Raw genomic sequence first — 19,258 nt, forward strand, 5'->3', positions numbered from 1 at the left:
CCGATGATTATACCTTCTGGGACTTGCATGTAGCAATTCAAGATGCTATGGGTTGGTTGGATTATCATTTGCACGAGTTTAGAGTAAAAGGTAGAGAGATTGGTATTCCCCATCAGGACTTTGCTAATAATATCCTTACTGGATGGGAAGAAAAAATAGGCGATTATCTTTCTATGAAAAATAAGATGATAGATTATAATTATGATTTTGGTGATTGTTGGGAACATACTGTAGAACTTGAAGGTATTTATCCTGCTAAAGAGGAGTTAGATTATCCTCGTTGTTTAGCAGGTGAGAGAGCCTGTCCGCCTGAAGATTGTGGTGGTGTTTCTGGGTATTATGATATGTTAGATATACTTAATGATCCAGAAGATACAGAGCATGAACATATCTTAGAATGGTTAGGTGGAGAGTATAATCCAGAAGATTTTGAGGCGAGTGAAGTAAAGTTTCATAATCCCCAAGAGAGATTAAATAATATTCTTTATAATAAATAAGAAGAGCTTGATGGTCTCTAGAGACCATCAAGCTCTTCTTATTTAAAGATATACCTTTTTAAAGATTCAAAGTTCAAAGATATCTATTAATTTTCTGCCATTAGATCAGTGATTTTAGAAGCAAACTCTACTGGATTCTCTGGTGTCAACCCTTCAACCAATGAAGATAGGTTATAAAGTAATTCACTATACTCTTTAAGTTTTTTTGATTCTGGATTTTCATTATAGATACCTTCTAGTTTAGAAAATACTTTATGCTTAGGATTAATCTCAAGGATTCGATTGGCTGCGCCTACATTTTGATCCATCTGCTTAAAGATCTTCTCCATAGCTATACTCATCCCTTGCTCTGAGCTGACTAAGCAAGCTGCACTAGATTTTAATCTCTTACTCAAGCGAACATCATCTACTTTATCACTTAAATGATCTTTTATCTTGGCTAAAAGATCTTTTGCTTTAGGCTCATCTTCCTCATCTTCAGAGCCATCATCTGCTAAATTTAAATCCTCTCGAAGAACAGATTTGAATTTCATCTCTTGATAATCTCCTAGGACACCTATTAAAAATTCATCAACTTCATCAAATAAGTAAAGAACCTCTAAATTTTTCTCTTGAAGTAATTCCATCTGTGGTAGGTTTTCAATGGCTTTGCGGTTCTCTCCAACTACATAATAGATTACATCTTGCCCGTCACTCATTCTCTCAACATATTGGGCCAATGTTGTCAAACTATCTTCTATGTGTGATGAGGAGAAGAGTAGTAAGTCCTCTAATTTATCTTTTTTGCCAGGGTTAGAGTAAAGACCTCCTTTAATTGCTTTACCAAATTGGGTCCAGAATGATTCGTACTTCTCCTTATCATTCTTTAGCAGCTTCTTTAACCTTCTTAAGATTACTTTTTCTGTATTTTTAGCAATAACTCTAAGTTGTTTGTTGCTTTGTAACATCTCTCTAGAGATATTTAGTGAAAAGTCAGGTGAGTCGATAACTCCTTTAACAAACTTAAGATAATCAGGCAAGATATCTTCACACTTTTCCAGGATCAGGTTATCTTTAGAATAGAGTTTAATTCCAGTTTCAAAGTCAGGTGAATAAAGATTAGTCGGTGCTGACTCTGGAATGAATAAGAGACCATTAAATTTCACAAGTCCTTCGACAGACCAGTGAATAACCTCTAAAGGATCTTGCCAATCTCTAAAGTTGGCCTTATAAAATTCACTATATTCTTCATCGCTAACTTCATCCTCTTTCTTCTTCCAGATAGGTGTCATACTATTTAATACTTCAACCTCTGTATCCTCTTCTTTAGGAATTTCCATTTTGATAGGGTATCTAACATAATTTGAATACTTCTTAACCAACTCTTTGATTTTATAGTGGCTGGTGAAATCAACCTCGTCCCCATCAGAAGTAAATTCATCTCTTAAATGGATGGTAATACTTGTACCCCTCTTCTCTTTATCGATACTTTCAATTGTATAGGACCCATCACCCTCTGACTCCCATCTAACTCCTTTATCTTCACTAGGAGCCTTAGTAGTTAATACAACCTTTTTGGCTACCATAAAAGAGGAGTAAAACCCTACTCCAAATTGACCAATTAAATCTATGTTCTCGTTATTCTGTTTTAATTTCTTTAAGAAATTACCGGTACCTGATTGGGCTATAGTTCCAATGTTATCGATAACTTCTTGGTAGGTCATTCCAATACCATTATCAGAGATAGTAATAGTATTATCCTCTTTATTTACATCTAAGTAAATTTCAAAGTCTGTATCCTTTTTTATCTCTTCATCACTAAGTAATCTAAACTTAGCCTTATCGATTGCATCAGAGGCATTGGATATTAATTCTCGTAAGAATATCTCTTGATTGGTATAAATTGAGTTGACCATTAGGTCTAATAGTTGTTTTGTTTGAGCTTGAAACTCTTTAGTTTCCACTTTGTTATTGATAGTCATAGATTAATCCCTCCTTAATTTTTTCACAATGATATTTTAGCATTTAAGCCCTTGTTTGTCAAAGCCTGGTGAGTATTTTTATCTATTAAGCACCAAAGAGTCATTCTTCTCATAAAATAAAGCGAGCTAATAATTTACAGTTGGAATTATATAGTAATAAAGTGTCACTTTCGTGCCACTAGTAATGGGTAATGAGTGAAGAGTAATGAGTAAAGTCAAAATCTCAAAACCTCTTATAAGTCTTAGGTAACAAAGGGGTTTCTGTTTTTTTAAGGTTTTACCCATTACTCATTACTGATTACTCATCACCAGTAATAAAGCTACGCTTTATTACTATTAAGCATCATTTTGAGATTAAAGAAGGGGGAATGTTATATGGAAATATTATATTATCTGATTTTAATCATCCTCTTAAGCATAGATAACTTCTTATATGGAATTATAGCTTTTTCCGATAAGAGGTTAAGAGTTATTAACTTATTTTTAGTTACCCTATTAAGTTTTTGTTTAATTATCATCTTTCAGTTTTTAGGTAGGCATCTATTCTATTTAGGAGGTCCTCTTTGGGCTAAAATAATAGGTATATTTCTATTATCAATAATGGTAGTATTTATATTTCGTTTTATAGAAAGGTATAATCAAAAATTAAAGAAAATAATGTTATTTGGCGATGATTGTATTGAAAATAGGGGGTTAGAAGTGATTATAGTCTCTTTGATAATGACATTAGATGCGGGAGTTGTGATTTTTGTTTTAGAGACGATAGGGCTAAGGTCTACTCCATTAACTATATCATCTGTTATTGCTGGAGTTATTGCTTTTGAAGTAGGGCGACAATTAGATTAACTAATAGTTGTTAGCTATCGGCTTTTAGCAAGACACTAAGGTCTTAGTTGACCGGGGGCTGATGAAAGTTGATAGCTGATGAAACAATGAATTTAATTACAAGTAAATAGATATGTTTAATTGAAAAAATGAATAAACTTTGTTATAATGATTTTATAATAAGTTTTTAATATTCTTTGTGAAATTATTAATTTAAAGGAGGCAGAAGATGTTTAATAAAAAAGGATTTATAGTAGTATCTCTTATAACTATCTTAGCAATATTCTCTTTAGGGTGTGCAAGAGTAGATGTTACTACAGGTGAAGGAGATAATCAAGGAGAGGTTTATACAGGATTAGGAGAAGGACATGCAGGTGATATAAAAGTAGAGGTGGCTGTAATTGATGGCGAGATAACAGAAATAAATATTTTAGATCATAGTGAGACACCAGGTATCTCAGATGATGCTTTTAAAGGTGTAGTAGAGAGTGTATTAGAGGATCAGTCAGTAGATGTAGATATGGTAAGTGGAGCAACAAATACAAGTAAAGGTCTTATTGAAGCTATTAAAGATGCTCTAAAGGATTTAGATTTGACTTCAAAGGAAGAAATTAATATGGATTCATTAGATGATGGAGCTTATGAAGGAGTAGGAAAAGGACATGCAGGTGATATTAAAGTAGAGGTAGTTGTAGCTGATGGAGAAGTAGTAGAGATAAATATTTTAGAAGATGATGAGACAGATGGTATTTCAGATCCTGCTTTTGAAGGTGTAGTAGAGAGTGTATTAGAGGATAAGTCAGTAGAGGTAGATATGGTAAGTGGAGCAACAAATACAAGTGAAGGTCTTATTGAAGCTATTAAAGATGCATTGAACTAATATAAAACTTTAGGGTTTGGATATAGAAAAATAAAATCATAGATTTTAATCTTCAAGAAAAAGCAGGGCAATTAATCCTGCTTTTTCTTGATTTGAAAATCAAATAAGAGCTTCTAAAATTTTCTTGATTTAAAAAGCTTAAGATAAGTTGTTATTACACTTTATAAGTGATAAACTGAATATGTAGAAGACAATTATTAAAATTAATTTTAAAATAGTGTTTATAAAGCAGGAAAATTTGTTATAATATTGAAAGAGAGGGTCAATATGAAAAAAACAAGAGGGCTAATGATACTGTCTCTTTTAGTGGCTGGGGCAATTGTTCTCCATATAGTAGAGTTTATGTTACCAACTACCTTGCTTTTCCCGGGGGCGAAGCTGGGTTTAGCAAATATTATAACTTTATTTACTCTAATTAACTTTGGTTTTAAGAGTGGTTTGCAGGTCTTGATTTTAAGGATATTGATATCTTCTTTACTAATAGGAACCTTTTTAACTACAGGTTTTTTCTTGAGTTTGACTGGGGGATTATTAAGCTTTTTAGTGATGAGCTATTTCTATTATAACCATAAATGCTTTAGTATTATTGGGATAAGTGTATTGGGGGCAGCATTTCATAATTTAGGGCAAGTTTTAATGGCTTTTATATTGATTGAGAGTTGGATGATAATATTTTATCTACCTTATTTATTGATGCTTTCATTACCAACAGGTATATTTATAGGGGTAGTTGTAATCAAATTAGAAAAATATTTACAATTTGATGGGGGAAATAAGAAGGAGTTTGTTAGGAATTAACGAATTTAATCTTTAAGAGCCTTTTAAAGGTTCTTGTTTATGGAGGTATCTGTTTAAATGGATAGGTTTATATTAGCCTCTGCTTCACCAAGGAGGCGAGGTTTATTAGAGATGTTGGATTTGAATTTCAAGGTGGTAGCTAGTCAACTAAATGAAGAAAGTGTGAAGGAAGAAGATCCTATAAAATTAGTGAAAAAGTTATCTTATCTTAAAGCTAAAGAAGTAGCTAATTTTGAGGATGGGGTAATTATTGGAGCTGATACGGTAGTAAGTTTAGATGGTGAGATTTTAGAAAAGCCAAAAGATTCAGAAGATGCTTATAGGATGTTATCTAATTTAAGTGGCAGGACTCATCAGGTCTTTACTGGAGTTACTCTTGTAAAGGGGGATACAGTCTTAACAGATTATCAAAAAACCAATGTCACCTTTAGAGAGTTAACTAACAGAGAAATAAAGATTTATATAGAGTCAGGCCAAGCAATGGATAAAGCAGGGTCTTATGGGATTCAAGATAAAGGATCTCTTTTTGTTAAAAAGGTCGATGGGTGCTTCTATAATGTGGTAGGATTACCTTTGGTGAAATTAGTTGAATTATTAAATGAGCTAGGGGTAGAGGTATATTAATATGAATAATTATCTTACGATTAAAGATATGCCCATTGAAGAGAGACCTAGAGAGAAGATGCTAAAGTATGGAGCTGAATTATTATCTACTTCTGAGTTATTGGCTTTGATCTTAAGGACAGGCTCGCAAGGTAGTACCGCTTTGGATTTGGCAAATAGATTATTAATTAGTTGTGAAGGAATAGGTTGTTTAGTTGACTATAGTATTGAAGAGCTACAGAGTGTTAAGGGAATAGGGTTGGCAAAAGCAACCCAACTTAAGGCAGTAGCTGAGCTTGGAAAAAGGTTGTCCTTAGCTAACTCTAATTTAAAGAAAATATCTTCGCCCCAAGATGTGGCCCAAATATTGATACCTAGGATAGGATTCTCTCACCAAGAAAGGTTTGAGGTTGTCCTACTAAACACTAAAAATAGGATTATAGGTATTAAAGAGGTTACAAGAGGGACAGTAAATAGTTCTTTAGTTCATCCAAGAGAAGTCTTTCGCTGGGCTATTAAAAGAAATAGTGTGGCCATTATTTTGGCCCATAATCATCCTAGTGGTGATTTAACACCTAGTAAAGAAGATATAGAGGTGACTAAGAGACTTGTAGAGGTAGGCAAGGTTGTTGGTATTGAGGTCTTAGACAGTTTGATTATTTCTAACAAGGGATATAGTAGCTTAAAAAGTAAAAAAATATTTTAAATTGACATTGAGAGAGGAGAAGTTAGTAATGGTAATGAATTTTTTTACAGCACCCTTTTCAAGGGATATGGGAATAGATTTAGGAACTGCTAATACACTAGTATATATAAGAGGTAAAGGGGTGTTAATTCGAGAACCTTCCGTAGTAGCAATAAAGAATGATATTTCGGCTAAGGAGCAGGTTCTAGCAGTAGGTGATGAGGCAAAGAAGATGATTGGTAGGACACCAGGTAATATTATAGCTATTCGTCCTATGAAAGATGGAGTTATTGCTGATTTTGAGGTAACTGAGAAGATGTTAAGGTACTTTATAACTAAAGCTCATAAGAGAAAGAGGTTAGTTAGACCAAGGATTATTGTTTGTGTTCCATCTGGTGTTACTGAGGTAGAGAAAAGAGCTGTAATAGATGCTTCAGTACATGCGGGAGCAAGAGAGGCTTATTTAATTGAGGAGCCAATGGCAGCAGCTATAGGAGCAGGCTTACCTGTTCATGAAGCAACTGGGAATATGGTGGTTGATATTGGTGGAGGAACTACAGAAGTTGCTGTAATATCATTAGGTGGTATTGTAACCAAAGATTCCATAAGAGTCGGTGGTGATGAATTAGATGATGCAATTGTTCATTATATTAAGAATACCTATAATCTAATGATTGGAGAGAGAACAGCTGAGCAGATTAAGATTAGTATAGGTTCTGCTTATATCTCTGATAATTCTGAGATTAGTGTAGAAGATACTATGGATATTAGAGGTAGAGATTTAGTGAATGGATTACCTAAGACAATAAAGGTTACTGCTGAAGAGATACAACACGCTCTAAAAGAACCTGTTAATGATATTATTAGAGCAGTAAAGAGTACTTTAGAAGAGACACCACCAGAGTTATCTGCAGATATTATGGATAGAGGAATTGTTATGGCTGGAGGAGGCTCCCTATTAACAGGTTTAGATCAATTAATATCTAAGGAAACTGGGATGCCGGTTTATTTAGCTGATGAGCCATTAGATTGTGTTGTTTATGGTACTGGGAAAGTTTTGGAAGAAATTGATAACTTGAAGAATGTTCTAATAAGTCCTAAAAGATTATCTTAGTTAAATAACAGGGGTGAATTTAGAAGTTAAATAAAAAAGAGAATTAAATTAGGTGGTAAAAATGTTGGACTTTTTTAAAGAACATGGAAAAAAAGTAGTGATTGTTATTTTTGTTATAACTTTAGTTATTTTTATTAATTTTGTAGGTGAAGAAAAGGAATACAATAAGTTTGAAGCTTTAATTATCGATGCTTTAAGACCAGGTTTTGTAGCAATCAATAAAGCAAGAGACCTTTCTCAAAGTGCTTTTAGAGTTGTAGTTAATTATAGCGAGGTTAAAAATGAAAATAATTACCTTCGAAATAAGGTGGATAGGCTTAGTTACAGACAAAATGAGTTAGAAAAGATTATGCTTGAAAATGAAAGGTTAAGAGAACTATTGAATTTCAAAAGGTATACAGGGTATGATGTTGTAGGTGGAAGAGTTTTAAGTTATAGTGTAGATAATTGGTCTAATATAGTTATGATTAATGTAGGTGCTAGAGATGGAGTTGAAAACAGGATGCCTGTAGTCACTAAAGGTGGATATTTGGTTGGCACTATTAAACAAGTGACAAGGACTACTTCCCAAGTCTTATTATTAAATGATGATGATTTTGTAACTGGTGGCTTAGTACAGAGGACTGAATCTAGAGATTTAGGTATTGTTAGAGGAAGAGGGCGTTCTAAAAGCTTAACTATGGATAATATTTCTTGGGATGCAGATATAAAAGGTGGGGATATAATTGTTACTTCAGGTTTATCAGAAAGATATCCTAAAGGATTGCCAATAGCCAAGGTAGAGGCTGTAAGATCAGAAAATTATGGTTTGACACAAAGAGCTAACCTAAAACCTTTTGTAGATTTAGAAAAATTAGAAGAGCTTCTTGTTATTGTAGGTTATAAAGATTATGAAGAGATGTTGCTTCTTCCAGCAGAAAATTCTAATCTAGATTTTGAGGAGGAAGAGTGATGTATTGGTTAATTTATTCAGCTTTATCTATAGTTATCCTTATGTTCCAAGGGACTATATTCTCTAATAGCCTACTTTTTAAAGTTACTCCTGATTTAATGTTAATTATAATAGTAGTGTTGGCAATCAATAAGGGTAAGACAGCTGGAGGGATTGCAGGTTTTATTATTGGATTTTTACAAGATTTATTTTCTGGTAATCTTTTTGGTATTAATGCAATAACTAAAACAATTGTAGGGTATTTACTAGGTTTTTTGTCTAAAGTGATTTATCAAGATAATTTCATAATAGTAGCTATTATTACATTTTTCGCTACTATTATAAATCAGGGTATGATAATTTTTTTTACTGGGGGCATAGATATAGAATCTGCTTTAAAGGAAATTATTATCCCTTTAGCCATTTATAATACTATAATAACTTTAATAATTTACCCTGTAGTTTATAAACTAGATAACTATTTAGCTAGGAAGAAGGCAGAGAGATGAATAGAAGTAATAACAATAGTGATAGATTATTCTCTTTATTCATTGTAATAGTATTGTCATTTTTCATTTTGGCTGCTAGATTATATTATCTTCAGATCTATAAAGGAAATATTTTCAAAGACCTCTCTGAAGGAAATAGGACAACAGTAAGGGTTATTGAAGCTCCAAGGGGAAGGATTTATGATAGAAATGAGAGAGTTTTAGTATCTAATAAGCTTGTATATTCTGTCGCTGTTATACCAAGTAAAGTTAATGATCTTGATAATATATCTAGTATACTATCTGAAATATTAGAAATAAGTTATGAAGAGATATTAAACAAGTTATCTGAAGCTGACTCTAGAGATACTGTTCTTATAAAAAGAGATATAAGCCAAAAAGAATTAATTATGTTAGAAGAGATAAAAAGAGAGATGCCTGCTTTAATTATTGATCAAATTCCTACTAGAGATTATATTAACGATAATTTTGCTAGCCATCTTTTGGGTTATATAGGTGAAATATCTAGAGCAGAGCTAATTCGTTTTACAGATAGTAATTATAGAATTGGTAATTTAATCGGTAAGACAGGTTTAGAGTTGACTTACGAAAGTTATTTAAGAGGAAAAGAAGGTAGGTCTTTGATAGAAATAGATAATAGAGGACAAAAGATAAGAACTTTAGGTGTGGAGTCTCCAACCCCAGGTTATGATCTTATCCTAAATTTAGATTATGATTTGCAAGCCAGTGCAGAAAGTTTATTAAAAGGGCAAATTGAATCTTTAATAGAAGAAGCTAAAAAGGATGAGGAGATTACTCTTTTACCAACTGGAGGTTCTGTAATTGTATCTGACCCTAATGATGGTAGTATCTTAGCTATGGCTAATTACCCTGATTATAACCCCAACCTCTTTGTTAATGGCATATCTAGTGATGATTGGCTAGCCTTAAGCAACAACCCAAGAAGGCCCTTGATGAATAGAGCAATAAGTACAAGTGCTCCGCCTGCATCTGTTTTTAAAATTGTAACAGGAGTTGCTGGAATAGAGGAACTTGGGATAGAAGGGAATACAGAGTTTTATGATCCTGGATATTATCAAACAGGTGGAGTTAGATTTGGTAATTGGTATACAGGTGGACAGGGTAATATAGATTTTATTGATAGTATGGCTTGGTCTAACAATACAGTCTATTATAAGATAGGTCATCAATTATATAACAAGGATAGGAATTTATTACAAAGTTATGCTCGAGAATTTGGTTTAGGAAGTAAGACAGGGATAGATCTACACAATGAATCTTCTGGGTTAGTTCCTGATCCAGAGTGGAGAATGAACCATTTTCAAAGAAGAGAGGATACCATCTGGTATCCTGGATATACAATAAATCTATCTATTGGTCAAGATAATTTAAGAACTTCTCCAATACAGTTAGCTAATATAGTTAATTCTATAGCCAATGGAGGTAAGTTATATCAACCTTTATTGGTAGATAAGATAATAAACTCTGATGGTGAAATAGTAAAAGATTTAAAACCTGAGCTATTAAATGAATTGCCTGTTTCTAAAAATAGTATAGATATTATGAGAGAGGCTTTAGAAAGTGTTACTCAATATGGAACTGCTAGAAATGTTTTTGCCGATATGCCTATATCTGTTGCTGGAAAGACAGGAACAGCTCAAACTGGAAGTAATAGACCAAATCACGGTTGGTTTGCAGGTTTTATGCCTGCAGAAGATCCAGAGATATCAGTTGTTGTGTTTATAGAGTATGGGATTTCTAGTGGAAACACCTTGCCTATAGCAAAAGGTGTTATAAGAGAATATTTTGATTTAAAAGAGGATATTGAGAATAGAGATGGTTTTGAAGTTGAGCTTGAAGATGAATTTGAAGTAAATCTTTCGGATGATATTTAACGTTGGTCTTGGGGGGGTTAAGATGCAGAATAATGGAGTTGTATTCAAGGGAGATCTAGAAGGGCTTATCATAATTTTGCATGATGAATTTGATTTTTCAGTTATTAAAGATGAACTAAAAAGTAAATTTATTCAAGCAGGAGATTTTTTTGATGATGATATGATAGTTAGAATTAAGCTTGGTAGGAGGCATTTATCTCTTAAGGAGAAAAAAGAATTAATAAAGATTTTTAAAAATCAAAATGGAATATCTGTAATTGAATTTATTAATAATGACAATAGATTTGTAGATTCCAAAGAAGAGGGAGATACGTTATTAATTAAGCGAACAGTAAGGTCAGGTCAGACAATTAGGTTTGAAGGCAATATAGTAATTAGAGGTGATGTAAATCCTGGGGCTGAAATTGTAGCAGGTGGAGATATAGTTATTATGGGTTATTTTAGAGGAATTGGACATGCAGGTGCTAAAGGGGATGTGGATGCTACTATATCAGCATTTCGCCTTGAACCTGCTCAACTTAGAATAGCTAATTGTATTACTCGTGCTCCTGATATACCTGTTAACTCTCCCGATACTCCAGAAATTGCATTTTTAAAGGAAAAACATATTATTATAGATCATTTATGATCTTTTGTTGTAATTTAGTTTTAAATATTAATTAACTTTTATAAAGTGGGTGGTAAAAATGGGCAAGTGTATAGTTATAACATCAGGAAAAGGTGGAGTAGGAAAGACTACAACCTCTGCTAATCTTGGCACAGGATTGGCTAAATTAGGTAAGAGAGTTGTGTTGATAGATGCTGATATTGGTCTTCGTAATTTGGATGTTGTTTTAGGTCTTGAAAATAGAATAGTTTATGATATTGTTGATGTTGTTGAAGGAAATTGTAGGTTAGAGCAAGCTTTAATTAAGGATAAGAGATATAGCAGTCTTTGTCTTTTACCCGCAGCTCAGACAAGAGATAAAACGGCTGTTAATCCAGATCAAATGAAGGAGTTGTGTGAAAAGTTAAAAAAAGATTTTGATTATATTGTTATTGATTCTCCAGCAGGGATTGAGCAAGGATTTAAGAATGCTATTGCAGGAGCAGATAGGGCTCTTGTAGTAACTACTCCTGAAGTTTCTGCAGTAAGAGATGCCGATAGAATTATAGGAATGTTAGAGGCTGAGGGCTTATATGATCCAGAATTAATTATTAATAGAGTTAGGATAGATATGATGAATCGTGGCGATATGATGAATATTGAAGATATGATCGAAATATTGGCTATTAAGTTGTTGGGAGTAGTACCAGAGGATGAGAAGATAGTAATATCTACTAATAAAGGTGAGCCGGTCGTTCTTTCTGATAGTTCACAATCAGGAGAAGCATTTTGGAATATAACTAGGAGACTTGAAGGCGAAGAGATTCCATTAATTTCGCTAGAAGAGGGAATGTTAGATCGCTTCAAAAGAATAGTAGGCTTACGGTAATTAAGAACGTATAGATGTTAAAAAACTATGTACGTCATAACTTTAGATAGCTAGCAAGAGAAGGAGGGGTCAGATTGCTAGAGGTAATGAAAGGAATTTTTAGCAAGGAAGATTCAACCAGCAAAGATCTGGCAAAAGAAAGGCTGAGATTAGTTTTGGTACATGATAGAATAGGTGTATCTCCTGAACTTATTGATGATATGAAGGAGGAATTGATCGAAGTTATTTCTAAATATCTAGACATAGATGAAGATGGTTTAGAAATGGATTTGGATAGAAATGACAACTCTGTAGCATTAATTGCAAACATACCTGTAAAAAGTTTGAATAACAGGTGAACAATCACAAGACTGGGGGAACCTAGTCTTGTGATTTATTGGACTAATCTTTGTTAGTGTTATATAATTTATGGTGTGTTTTAAGTTATTTTTAGCAAATAGAGAGGGGATTTTATGATTAAGTTGTTGAAAAATATGGATTATAGTATTCCTATATTAATAATAGTATTAGTTATTTATGGCTTAATTGTAATTAGTAGTGCAACTAGTCTAGAAGGTAGTTCATTATTAAATAATCCTTTCTTAATAAGACAGGTTGCAGCTGCTTTTATAGGTGTGTTTTTGGTGATTTTTACACTTTTGTTTAATTATAAAATATTACGAGATTATTCTGGAATTATATATGTTTTTAATATACTATTACTTCTTAGTGTATTATTAATTGGTGAGACGATCAAAGGTGGACAAAGGTGGATTATGCTAGGTCCTGTTAGTTTTCAGCCTTCAGAACTTTCAAAAGTTCTTATAATTATTACCCTTGCTCATCTATTGGCTGATGATAAGTTTGATTTTAAAACTTTTAAAGGCTGGATAATTCCATCTATACACCTTAGTATTCCCTTTCTTTTAATTCTTCGTCAAAATGACCTTGGTACTGCATTAGTATTAATATCAATTTTTGTAGGGATGATATATGTAGCTGGTGCTAGTGGTAAATTTTTGTTAGGGAGCGGTTGTGTTGTTGCAGGAGGAAGCTTTGCTTGGCTTTATGCTCATATACATCTTGGCATACCAATTCCTCTGCAAGGCTTTAGGTTGAATCGTCTTCTTGTTTTGATTGACCCACAGATTGATCCGCTAGGTTCTGGTTATAATGTCATACAATCGATGATAGCAATAGGATCAGGGGGTTTTTGGGGAAGAGGTCTTTTTAGAGGGACTCAAAATAGACTCAGATTCTTACCAGAGAGGCATACTGATTTTATATTTTCTGTATTAGGTGAAGAGTTGGGCTTTGTTGGTGCTATTATATTGTTGGCTCTATATTTTATTTTAATTTGGAAGGCTATTATAGTAGCTAACGAGTCTCAAGATGATTTTGGTAGGTTATTAGTTGCAGGTGTAGTATCTATGCTTGCGTTTCATATCTTTGAGAATATAGGTATGACCATTGGTATTATGCCGGTAACAGGTCTACCCCTTCCCTTTATAAGTTATGGGGGTAGTTCATTAATTACTAATCTTTTGGCTGTTGGATTAATAATTAATGTTAATATAAGAAGGAAGAAGTTGTTATTTTAACTCATCATATTAGTCCACTCTTAATAATATTAATATATTGAAAGAGGGTGGTAATTGATGTTTAAGTTATTGGGTATTGATTTTAAATTAAACCTACTCTTTCTTCTTATATTGCTACTATTTTCTCTCTCGGGATTTTTTGTAACTTCTGTTATAATATTTGCATTGGTTATAGTACATGAGTTGGCCCATTCTTTTGTAGCTATTAAAGAAGGAGTAAGAGTAGATCAAATAGAATTATTGCCCTTTGGGGGAGTCGTAAAATTTAGAGATTTGATACAATTGAAGCCAGAGGTTGAAATTAAAGTAGCATTGGCTGGGCCAATTCTAAATTTTATCTTAGCTTTTGTGGCTTTGATTTTATTTCGGTATGAGTTAATATTTGATTATTGGGCATACTTCTTTATTGAGGTTAATTTGACAATAGCTTTATTTAATTTGATACCTGCTCTTCCTTTGGATGGGGGTAGGATATTAAGGGCCAAATTAACATTTAAAATGGGTTATAAAAGGGCTACTTATAAGGCTTTACAGATTAGTAAGCTTATAGTCTTTTTTTTCTTTTTTGTAGCACTATTAGGGATTTACTATGGTTATTATAATATATTTTTATTGATGATCGCCTTCTTTATCTATTATAGAGTTTTAAAGGAGGGGCGTTATACTTACTATGTACTTATGCAGTATATTGCTCAAAAAAAGGGAGAGTTATTAAAGGAAAGAGTTTTAAGAGTTGAGCATCTAATTACTTATGCTGATACATCTCTTACGAAGATAATTGATGAGTTGGTCCCTAATAGGTTTCATATAATTGTAGTAGTAGATGATAATTTTGAAGTTTTGGGAAGGGTAAGTGAGGATAGGTTTATTGATATTTTAGTTAAAGATGGAATAGAAGCTAAAGTTAAGGATCTGTTGTGATGATAAAACGGATAAGTATTTAAATTAAAAAAATTATAGAGGCAAAATGTATAATTTGAAGAATAAAATATTGTATAAAGTAGAGATTTTAAGCTGAAGGCAGATGGTTGATAGCTGATAGTTAATAATAAGGGGTGAAATTTATGGCTATAGATTTAGCAAAAAAAATAGAAGAGGTATTACCAGAGGTTAAGAAACCAACTCGTTATATGGGAAATGAACTGAATATTACTAAGAAAGATTTGGATGAAGTAAAGGTTAAATTTGCTCTTGCCTTTCCAGATATATATGAGGTTGCTATGTCTCATTTAGGAATTAAGATTCTTTATCATCTTTTAAATGAAAGAGAAGATGTAGCGGCAGAGAGAGTTTATACACCGTGGGTAGATATGGAGGCTAAGATGAGAGATGAAGGTATTCCTCTTTTTACTTTAGAGAATAAAGCTCCGGTAAATCAATTTGATATATTGGGATTCACCTTACAGTATGAGATGAGCTATACCAATATTTTAAATATGTTAGATTTAGCAGGAATAGCTTTAAAGAGTAAAGATAGAGGTGGGCAAGACCCTTTAGTAATTGCTGGGGGTCCTTGTGCTATCAATGCAGAACCTTTAACTCCTTTTATTGATGTCTTTTTGTTAGGTGAAGCTGAGGCTGCTATTGAAGAGGTAATAAAATCCTATAAAGAGTGGAAAGGCAGTGCGGGCCAAAGGCAAGATTTACTTAAGTTGTTGGCCCAAATTGAAGGTATTTATGTTCCTAGTCTTTATGATATAGATTATAATGATAAGGGAGAGGTAGTTAAATATGAGGTTAAAGATCCTGCTAAGAAAGCTTTAAAGAAGCGAGTTATTCAAGATTTAGATAATGCTTACTATCCTGATAAATTTATTGTTCCTTATATGGACATAGTACATGATAGAGTTACTTTAGAGGTTGCTAGAGGTTGTACTAGAGGGTGCAGGTTCTGTCAAGCAGGAATGATCTATCGCCCTGTTAGAGAGAGAAGTCATAAGAGAATAAAAGAGTTGGCTAAAAACTTGCTAGATAGTACAGGCTATGAAGAGCTTTCTTTGGCTTCCTTGAGTACTAGTGATTATACTAAGGTAGAAGATTTAGCAAAAGGTCTAGTCAAGGATTATGAAGATCAGAAGGTAAGTGTTGCCCTTCCTTCTATGAGAGTTGATTCTTTTTCAGTAGATTTAGCTAAGGAACTTCAAAAGATTAGAAAAACAGGACTTACCTTTGCACCTGAAGCTGGAAGTCAAAGGTTAAGAGATGTTATTAATAAAGGGGTTACAGAAGAAGATTTGATGAAATCGGTAGGAGATTCCTTTAAAGAAGGTTGGAGAAGGGTTAAGTTATACTTTATGATCGGTTTACCAACTGAGACTATTGATGATATACAAGGTATTGTTGATTTAGCAAAGAAGGTGGCAAAGCTTGGTGATCAGATTAGATTAAATTCTAATAATAAAAGAAGGGTCAAGGTTGGAGTTAGTGTATCCACTTTTGTTCCCAAACCCCATACACCTTTTCAATGGTTTAACTTTAATACCTTAGATGAGATTGAAGAGAAGCAAGAATATTTAAGGAAGAACTTACGTAGTAAAGACATATCATTTACTTGGAATGAACCTAAATTAAGCCTTTTAGAGGCAGTTTTTGCTCGTGGTGATAGAAGAATTGGAGCAGTTATGGAGAGAGCTTGGCAGTTAGGAGCTCGTTTCGATGGTTGGGATGAAATCTTTGATTATAGTATTTGGGAAGAAGCTTTTAAAGAATTTGACTTTGATTTAGAGGAGTATGCTTATCGAGATTTTGATATGGATAGTCTTTTACCATGGGATCATTTGAAGGTTGGTGTAAGTAAAGAATATTTGAAGCAAGAATATAGTAAAGCTATTGAAGAGGGGTTGACTCCAGATTGTAGGTTTGATAGTTGTAGTGGTTGTGGAGTATTAAAGAATTTAAATGCTAAGATGTCCTTAATCGGTGGTGATGAAGATGGAGAATAAGATTAGAGCTAAATTGGTCAAAGGAAGTCAGGTTAGATTTATATCTCATTTGGATTTAATGAATACTATGATTAGAGCTTTAAGAAGGGCAGAGATCCCTATGGCTTATTCTCAAGGTTATAACCCTAGACCTCAACTATCCTTTGCTTCTGCTTTAGCAGTGGGGCTGACTAGTGATGGAGAATATATAGACCTTGAGTTAGAAGATGTCATTGAAGGAGAAGAGTTTAAGAGGAGGGTAAATGATAGCTTGCCTGAGGGATTAGAAATTTCTAGAGCTGAACTTGTCCCTTTTAAGACAAAGTCTTTGATGGCTCAGGTTAATAGAGCTAGTTACTTTGTTAGGCTTAAAATCTCTAAAGAGGTAGATTATGATCTGTTAAAGGAAAGTTTTGAAGAGTTTTTAGCTAATGATGAGGTTTTGGTTAGAAGAAAGAGAAGAAGGAAGAAGGATAGAATTATAAATATAATACAGATGATTGAAAAGTTAGAAGTACTTGGGGTTCAAGGTGAGTTAGCTACTTTAAGTATGCTTATTCATTCTGGAAGTAGTGGAAATCTTCGCCCAGAAGAGGTTGTTAGAGGGTTAGAAGATAGCTTTGACTTTATTAAGGGTGCTAAATCAATAGATATACACCGTGCAGGGCTGTATGTTAAGGATGGAGAAGAGTTGTTTGATCCTATTGAAGTAGTTAAAAATAGTTGAAAGTTGATAATTGATAATTGATAGTTAAGCCCTTTAATAGCAGTAAAATAAAGTTGAGAGATTAAAGTTAAAAATTAGATAATTAGTATTTTTGTGGATTTTTTTAATTTTAACTATCAATTGTCATCTGTCAATTATCAACTTGAAACGGGGAGGTGAAAATTTGAGTAAGGAGGTAGTGGTTAATGCCCGTGGTTTAGAGACAAGGGTAGCCATTTTAGAGAACAGAAGGTTAATTGAGATATTGTTTGAAAGAGATTTTTCTAAGCAGATTGTTGGGAATATTTACAAGGGTAAGGTGGAGAATGTCTTACCAGGTATGCAAGCAGCTTTTGTTGATATAGGTGGTGAGAAGAATGTCTTCTTACATGCTAAGGATGTTTTGAATTTGGCCCCAAATGATAAGAGTAGAATAGAAGATATACTCAGACCAGGTCAGGAGATTGATGTACAGATTGTAAAAGAGGGTATCGGTAATAAAGGGCCAAGGGGGACTTCTAGTCTTAGTTTAGCAGGGCGCTATCTTGTGTTAATGGATGATGCAGGCCACATCGGTATCTCTAGAAGGATTGATGATGGTGATGAAAGAGGAAGGTTAAGACAGATTGCTAAAGAGATATTACCTGAAGGTCTGGGGGTTATAATTAGAACTGTAGCAGCTTATAAAAAAGAAGAAGAAATAAAAAAAGATCTTGAATATCTGATTAATGTTTGGACAGAGCTGCTAAAAAAGTCAGAAGAAGAGAGGGCCCCTGAACTACTTTATAGGGATTTAGATATAGTAAGGCAAGTACTTAGAGATAAGTTCACTCCTGAAATTGATAAGGTTATTATTGATCAAAGGGAGGTGTATCATCAAGCAAGCAGGTTAATTCAAAGGATTTCTCCTAATCTTAGTTCTCGTTTATACTACTATGAACATTCTAAGCCTATATTTGATCATTATAATGTAGAGGAAGAGATTAAAGGGCTATTAGATAAGAAGGTAGGTTTAAATTGTGGAGGATATATAATCATAGATGAAACCGAAGCTTTAACGGCAATTGATGTTAATACAGGTAGCTATGTGGGGAAGAATAATCTAGAAGAGACAGTAGTAAAAACTAATTTAGAAGCAGTTAAAGAGATAGCAAAGCAGTTGCGGTTGAGGAATATAGGTGGAATTATAATTATAGATTTTATAGATATGATGGAAGAGAAAGACAACAATAAAGTTCTAGATTTTTTAGAACTTCAGTTAGCTAAGGATAAGGTTAAAACTAATATATTAGGGTTAACCTCTTTAGGCTTTGTAGAGATGACACGAAAGAATGAAAGAGAGACTATAGGTGAATTTTTACAAGAAAGCTGTCCTTATTGTAATGGAAAAGGAAGAATTCTATCTGAGGAGAGTATATTCTTAGAGGTAAGTAGAAAGATTAAAGAATTGTTTTGGCAAGGTAGAGATGAAGCTATTTGTTTAGCTGTTCATCCAGAGATTGCAGCTAGATTGATAGGTAGTGAAGGTAAGAATTTAGCTAGGTTAGAGCAACAACTGTCTAAGGATATTTATATTAAAGGTAGTGATAAGCTCCATATTGAAGATATGAAAGTTTTAAAGTTGGGAAGAGAAGAAGAAGTAAAGAAGTTTGCTTTTCCTGTTAAGGTTGGGGAGGAGATAAGTATAAAAGTAGAAGACAAACATAATAATAAACCTCAAGACGGGATAGGTAGGGTTAATGGTTATGTAGTAGATATTATAGATGGAGGGTATCTTGTTGGAAATAAGGTGAAGGTTGAGATATCTGATGTTAATAAAACCTATGCGAGAGCGAGAATAATAGAGAACGGCTAAGGGATAGAGGAATCGAAAGTCAG

19 protein-coding genes are annotated in these 19,258 nt (G+C 33.3%); 18 read left to right on the plus strand and 1 reads right to left on the minus strand.

Translation table 11 applies throughout. From position 1 onward, the window contains the following. A partial coding sequence (locus HALSAC_RS14570; RefSeq protein WP_035570993.1) for a plasmid pRiA4b ORF-3 family protein occupies window positions 1–497 on the plus strand: 497 nt, incomplete at its 5' end. An 86-nt stretch (window positions 498–583) separates the two neighbouring features. Here HALSAC_RS14570 and htpG read toward each other — a convergent pair. Further along, on the minus strand, window positions 584–2,458 hold the full coding sequence (htpG, locus tag HALSAC_RS0100205) for a molecular chaperone HtpG (protein ID WP_027338562.1): 1,875 nt from the start codon (window positions 2,456–2,458) through the stop codon (window positions 584–586). A 375-nt stretch (window positions 2,459–2,833) separates the two neighbouring features. Here htpG and HALSAC_RS0100210 point away from each other — a divergent pair, with 375 nt between their 5' ends. From HALSAC_RS0100210 to HALSAC_RS0100290, 17 genes are all read left to right on the plus strand, one after another. Further along, complete coding sequence (locus HALSAC_RS0100210) at window positions 2,834–3,304, plus strand: hypothetical protein (protein ID WP_027338563.1); 471 nt, start codon at window positions 2,834–2,836, stop codon at window positions 3,302–3,304. A gap of 208 nt (window positions 3,305–3,512) precedes the next feature. Then, window positions 3,513–4,163, plus strand: a complete 651-nt coding sequence (locus HALSAC_RS0100215; RefSeq protein WP_027338564.1) for an FMN-binding protein — start codon at window positions 3,513–3,515, stop codon at window positions 4,161–4,163. A gap of 267 nt (window positions 4,164–4,430) precedes the next feature. After that, window positions 4,431–4,961, plus strand: a complete 531-nt coding sequence (locus tag HALSAC_RS14575; RefSeq protein ID WP_051412017.1) for a Gx transporter family protein — start codon at window positions 4,431–4,433, stop codon at window positions 4,959–4,961. Between the two features lie 57 nt (window positions 4,962–5,018). After that, window positions 5,019–5,585, plus strand: coding sequence for a Maf family protein (locus tag HALSAC_RS0100225; RefSeq protein ID WP_027338565.1), 567 nt, complete (start codon window positions 5,019–5,021; stop codon window positions 5,583–5,585). Window position 5,586: 1 nt separating this feature from the next. Beyond that, window positions 5,587–6,270 (plus strand): RadC family protein, encoded by a 684-nt coding sequence (radC, locus tag HALSAC_RS0100230; protein WP_027338566.1) that lies wholly within the window; start codon window positions 5,587–5,589, stop codon window positions 6,268–6,270. A gap of 28 nt (window positions 6,271–6,298) precedes the next feature. Then, window positions 6,299–7,363 (plus strand): rod shape-determining protein, encoded by a 1,065-nt coding sequence (locus HALSAC_RS0100235; protein WP_035570995.1) that lies wholly within the window; start codon window positions 6,299–6,301, stop codon window positions 7,361–7,363. Window positions 7,364–7,424: 61 nt separating this feature from the next. Then, complete coding sequence (mreC, locus tag HALSAC_RS0100240) at window positions 7,425–8,315, plus strand: rod shape-determining protein MreC (protein ID WP_027338568.1); 891 nt, start codon at window positions 7,425–7,427, stop codon at window positions 8,313–8,315. Next, entirely contained in the window at window positions 8,315–8,803 is a 489-nt protein-coding gene (gene mreD / locus HALSAC_RS0100245) for a rod shape-determining protein MreD (protein WP_027338569.1), read from the plus strand. Before mreC ends, mreD begins: the two co-directional genes overlap by 1 nt. Continuing rightward, window positions 8,800–10,698 (plus strand): penicillin-binding protein 2, encoded by a 1,899-nt coding sequence (mrdA, locus tag HALSAC_RS14580; protein ID WP_051412018.1) that lies wholly within the window; start codon window positions 8,800–8,802, stop codon window positions 10,696–10,698. Before mreD ends, mrdA begins: the two co-directional genes overlap by 4 nt. A gap of 22 nt (window positions 10,699–10,720) precedes the next feature. Then, window positions 10,721–11,326 carry a septum site-determining protein MinC gene (gene minC, locus HALSAC_RS0100255; protein ID WP_027338570.1) on the plus strand — a complete coding sequence of 202 codons (606 nt, stop codon included), beginning with the start codon at window positions 10,721–10,723 and terminating at the stop codon, window positions 11,324–11,326. A gap of 58 nt (window positions 11,327–11,384) precedes the next feature. Then, entirely contained in the window at window positions 11,385–12,173 is a 789-nt protein-coding gene (minD, locus tag HALSAC_RS0100260) for a septum site-determining protein MinD (RefSeq protein WP_027338571.1), read from the plus strand. A 74-nt stretch (window positions 12,174–12,247) separates the two neighbouring features. After that, window positions 12,248–12,511, plus strand: a complete 264-nt coding sequence (gene minE / locus HALSAC_RS0100265) for a cell division topological specificity factor MinE (RefSeq protein WP_027338572.1) — start codon at window positions 12,248–12,250, stop codon at window positions 12,509–12,511. 114 nt (window positions 12,512–12,625) lie between these two features. Next, window positions 12,626–13,753 (plus strand): rod shape-determining protein RodA, encoded by a 1,128-nt coding sequence (gene rodA / locus HALSAC_RS0100270; RefSeq protein ID WP_027338573.1) that lies wholly within the window; start codon window positions 12,626–12,628, stop codon window positions 13,751–13,753. A 57-nt stretch (window positions 13,754–13,810) separates the two neighbouring features. Next, on the plus strand, window positions 13,811–14,674 hold the full coding sequence (locus tag HALSAC_RS0100275) for a M50 family metallopeptidase (RefSeq protein ID WP_027338574.1): 864 nt from the start codon (window positions 13,811–13,813) through the stop codon (window positions 14,672–14,674). Window positions 14,675–14,817: 143 nt separating this feature from the next. Then, window positions 14,818–16,695 (plus strand): TIGR03960 family B12-binding radical SAM protein, encoded by a 1,878-nt coding sequence (locus HALSAC_RS0100280; protein ID WP_027338575.1) that lies wholly within the window; start codon window positions 14,818–14,820, stop codon window positions 16,693–16,695. Then, a complete protein-coding gene (locus HALSAC_RS0100285) occupies window positions 16,685–17,401 on the plus strand; it encodes a TIGR03936 family radical SAM-associated protein (protein ID WP_027338576.1) in 717 nt (238 codons plus the stop codon). The genes HALSAC_RS0100280 and HALSAC_RS0100285 overlap by 11 nt, the downstream gene beginning before the upstream one ends. A gap of 163 nt (window positions 17,402–17,564) precedes the next feature. Next, a complete protein-coding gene (locus HALSAC_RS0100290) occupies window positions 17,565–19,235 on the plus strand; it encodes an Rne/Rng family ribonuclease (protein WP_027338577.1) in 1,671 nt (556 codons plus the stop codon). Window positions 19,236–19,258 lie beyond the last annotated feature (23 nt).

The sequence above is a fragment of the Halonatronum saccharophilum DSM 13868 genome, assembly GCF_000517025.1.
Taxonomy (GTDB): Bacteria; Bacillota; Halanaerobiia; order Halobacteroidales; family Halobacteroidaceae; genus Halonatronum; species Halonatronum saccharophilum.

Bases quoted from the DNA above. Each gene is read 5' to 3' on its own strand.
- htpG (WP_027338562.1), bottom strand. From the start codon at position 2,458: ATGACTATCAATAACAAAGTGGAAACTAAAGAGTTTCAAGCTCAAACA.
- HALSAC_RS0100210 (WP_027338563.1), top strand. From the start codon at position 2,834: ATGGAAATATTATATTATCTGATTTTAATCATCCTCTTAAGCATAGAT.
- HALSAC_RS0100215 (WP_027338564.1), top strand. From the start codon at position 3,513: ATGTTTAATAAAAAAGGATTTATAGTAGTATCTCTTATAACTATCTTA.
- HALSAC_RS14575 (WP_051412017.1), top strand. From the start codon at position 4,431: ATGAAAAAAACAAGAGGGCTAATGATACTGTCTCTTTTAGTGGCTGGG.
- HALSAC_RS0100225 (WP_027338565.1), top strand. From the start codon at position 5,019: ATGGATAGGTTTATATTAGCCTCTGCTTCACCAAGGAGGCGAGGTTTA.
- radC (WP_027338566.1), top strand. From the start codon at position 5,587: ATGAATAATTATCTTACGATTAAAGATATGCCCATTGAAGAGAGACCT.
- HALSAC_RS0100235 (WP_035570995.1), top strand. From the start codon at position 6,299: ATGGTAATGAATTTTTTTACAGCACCCTTTTCAAGGGATATGGGAATA.
- mreC (WP_027338568.1), top strand. From the start codon at position 7,425: ATGTTGGACTTTTTTAAAGAACATGGAAAAAAAGTAGTGATTGTTATT.
- mreD (WP_027338569.1), top strand. From the start codon at position 8,315: ATGTATTGGTTAATTTATTCAGCTTTATCTATAGTTATCCTTATGTTC.
- mrdA (WP_051412018.1), top strand. From the start codon at position 8,800: ATGAATAGAAGTAATAACAATAGTGATAGATTATTCTCTTTATTCATT.
- minC (WP_027338570.1), top strand. From the start codon at position 10,721: ATGCAGAATAATGGAGTTGTATTCAAGGGAGATCTAGAAGGGCTTATC.
- minD (WP_027338571.1), top strand. From the start codon at position 11,385: ATGGGCAAGTGTATAGTTATAACATCAGGAAAAGGTGGAGTAGGAAAG.
- rodA (WP_027338573.1), top strand. From the start codon at position 12,626: ATGATTAAGTTGTTGAAAAATATGGATTATAGTATTCCTATATTAATA.
- HALSAC_RS0100275 (WP_027338574.1), top strand. From the start codon at position 13,811: ATGTTTAAGTTATTGGGTATTGATTTTAAATTAAACCTACTCTTTCTT.
- HALSAC_RS0100280 (WP_027338575.1), top strand. From the start codon at position 14,818: ATGGCTATAGATTTAGCAAAAAAAATAGAAGAGGTATTACCAGAGGTT.
- HALSAC_RS0100285 (WP_027338576.1), top strand. From the start codon at position 16,685: ATGGAGAATAAGATTAGAGCTAAATTGGTCAAAGGAAGTCAGGTTAGA.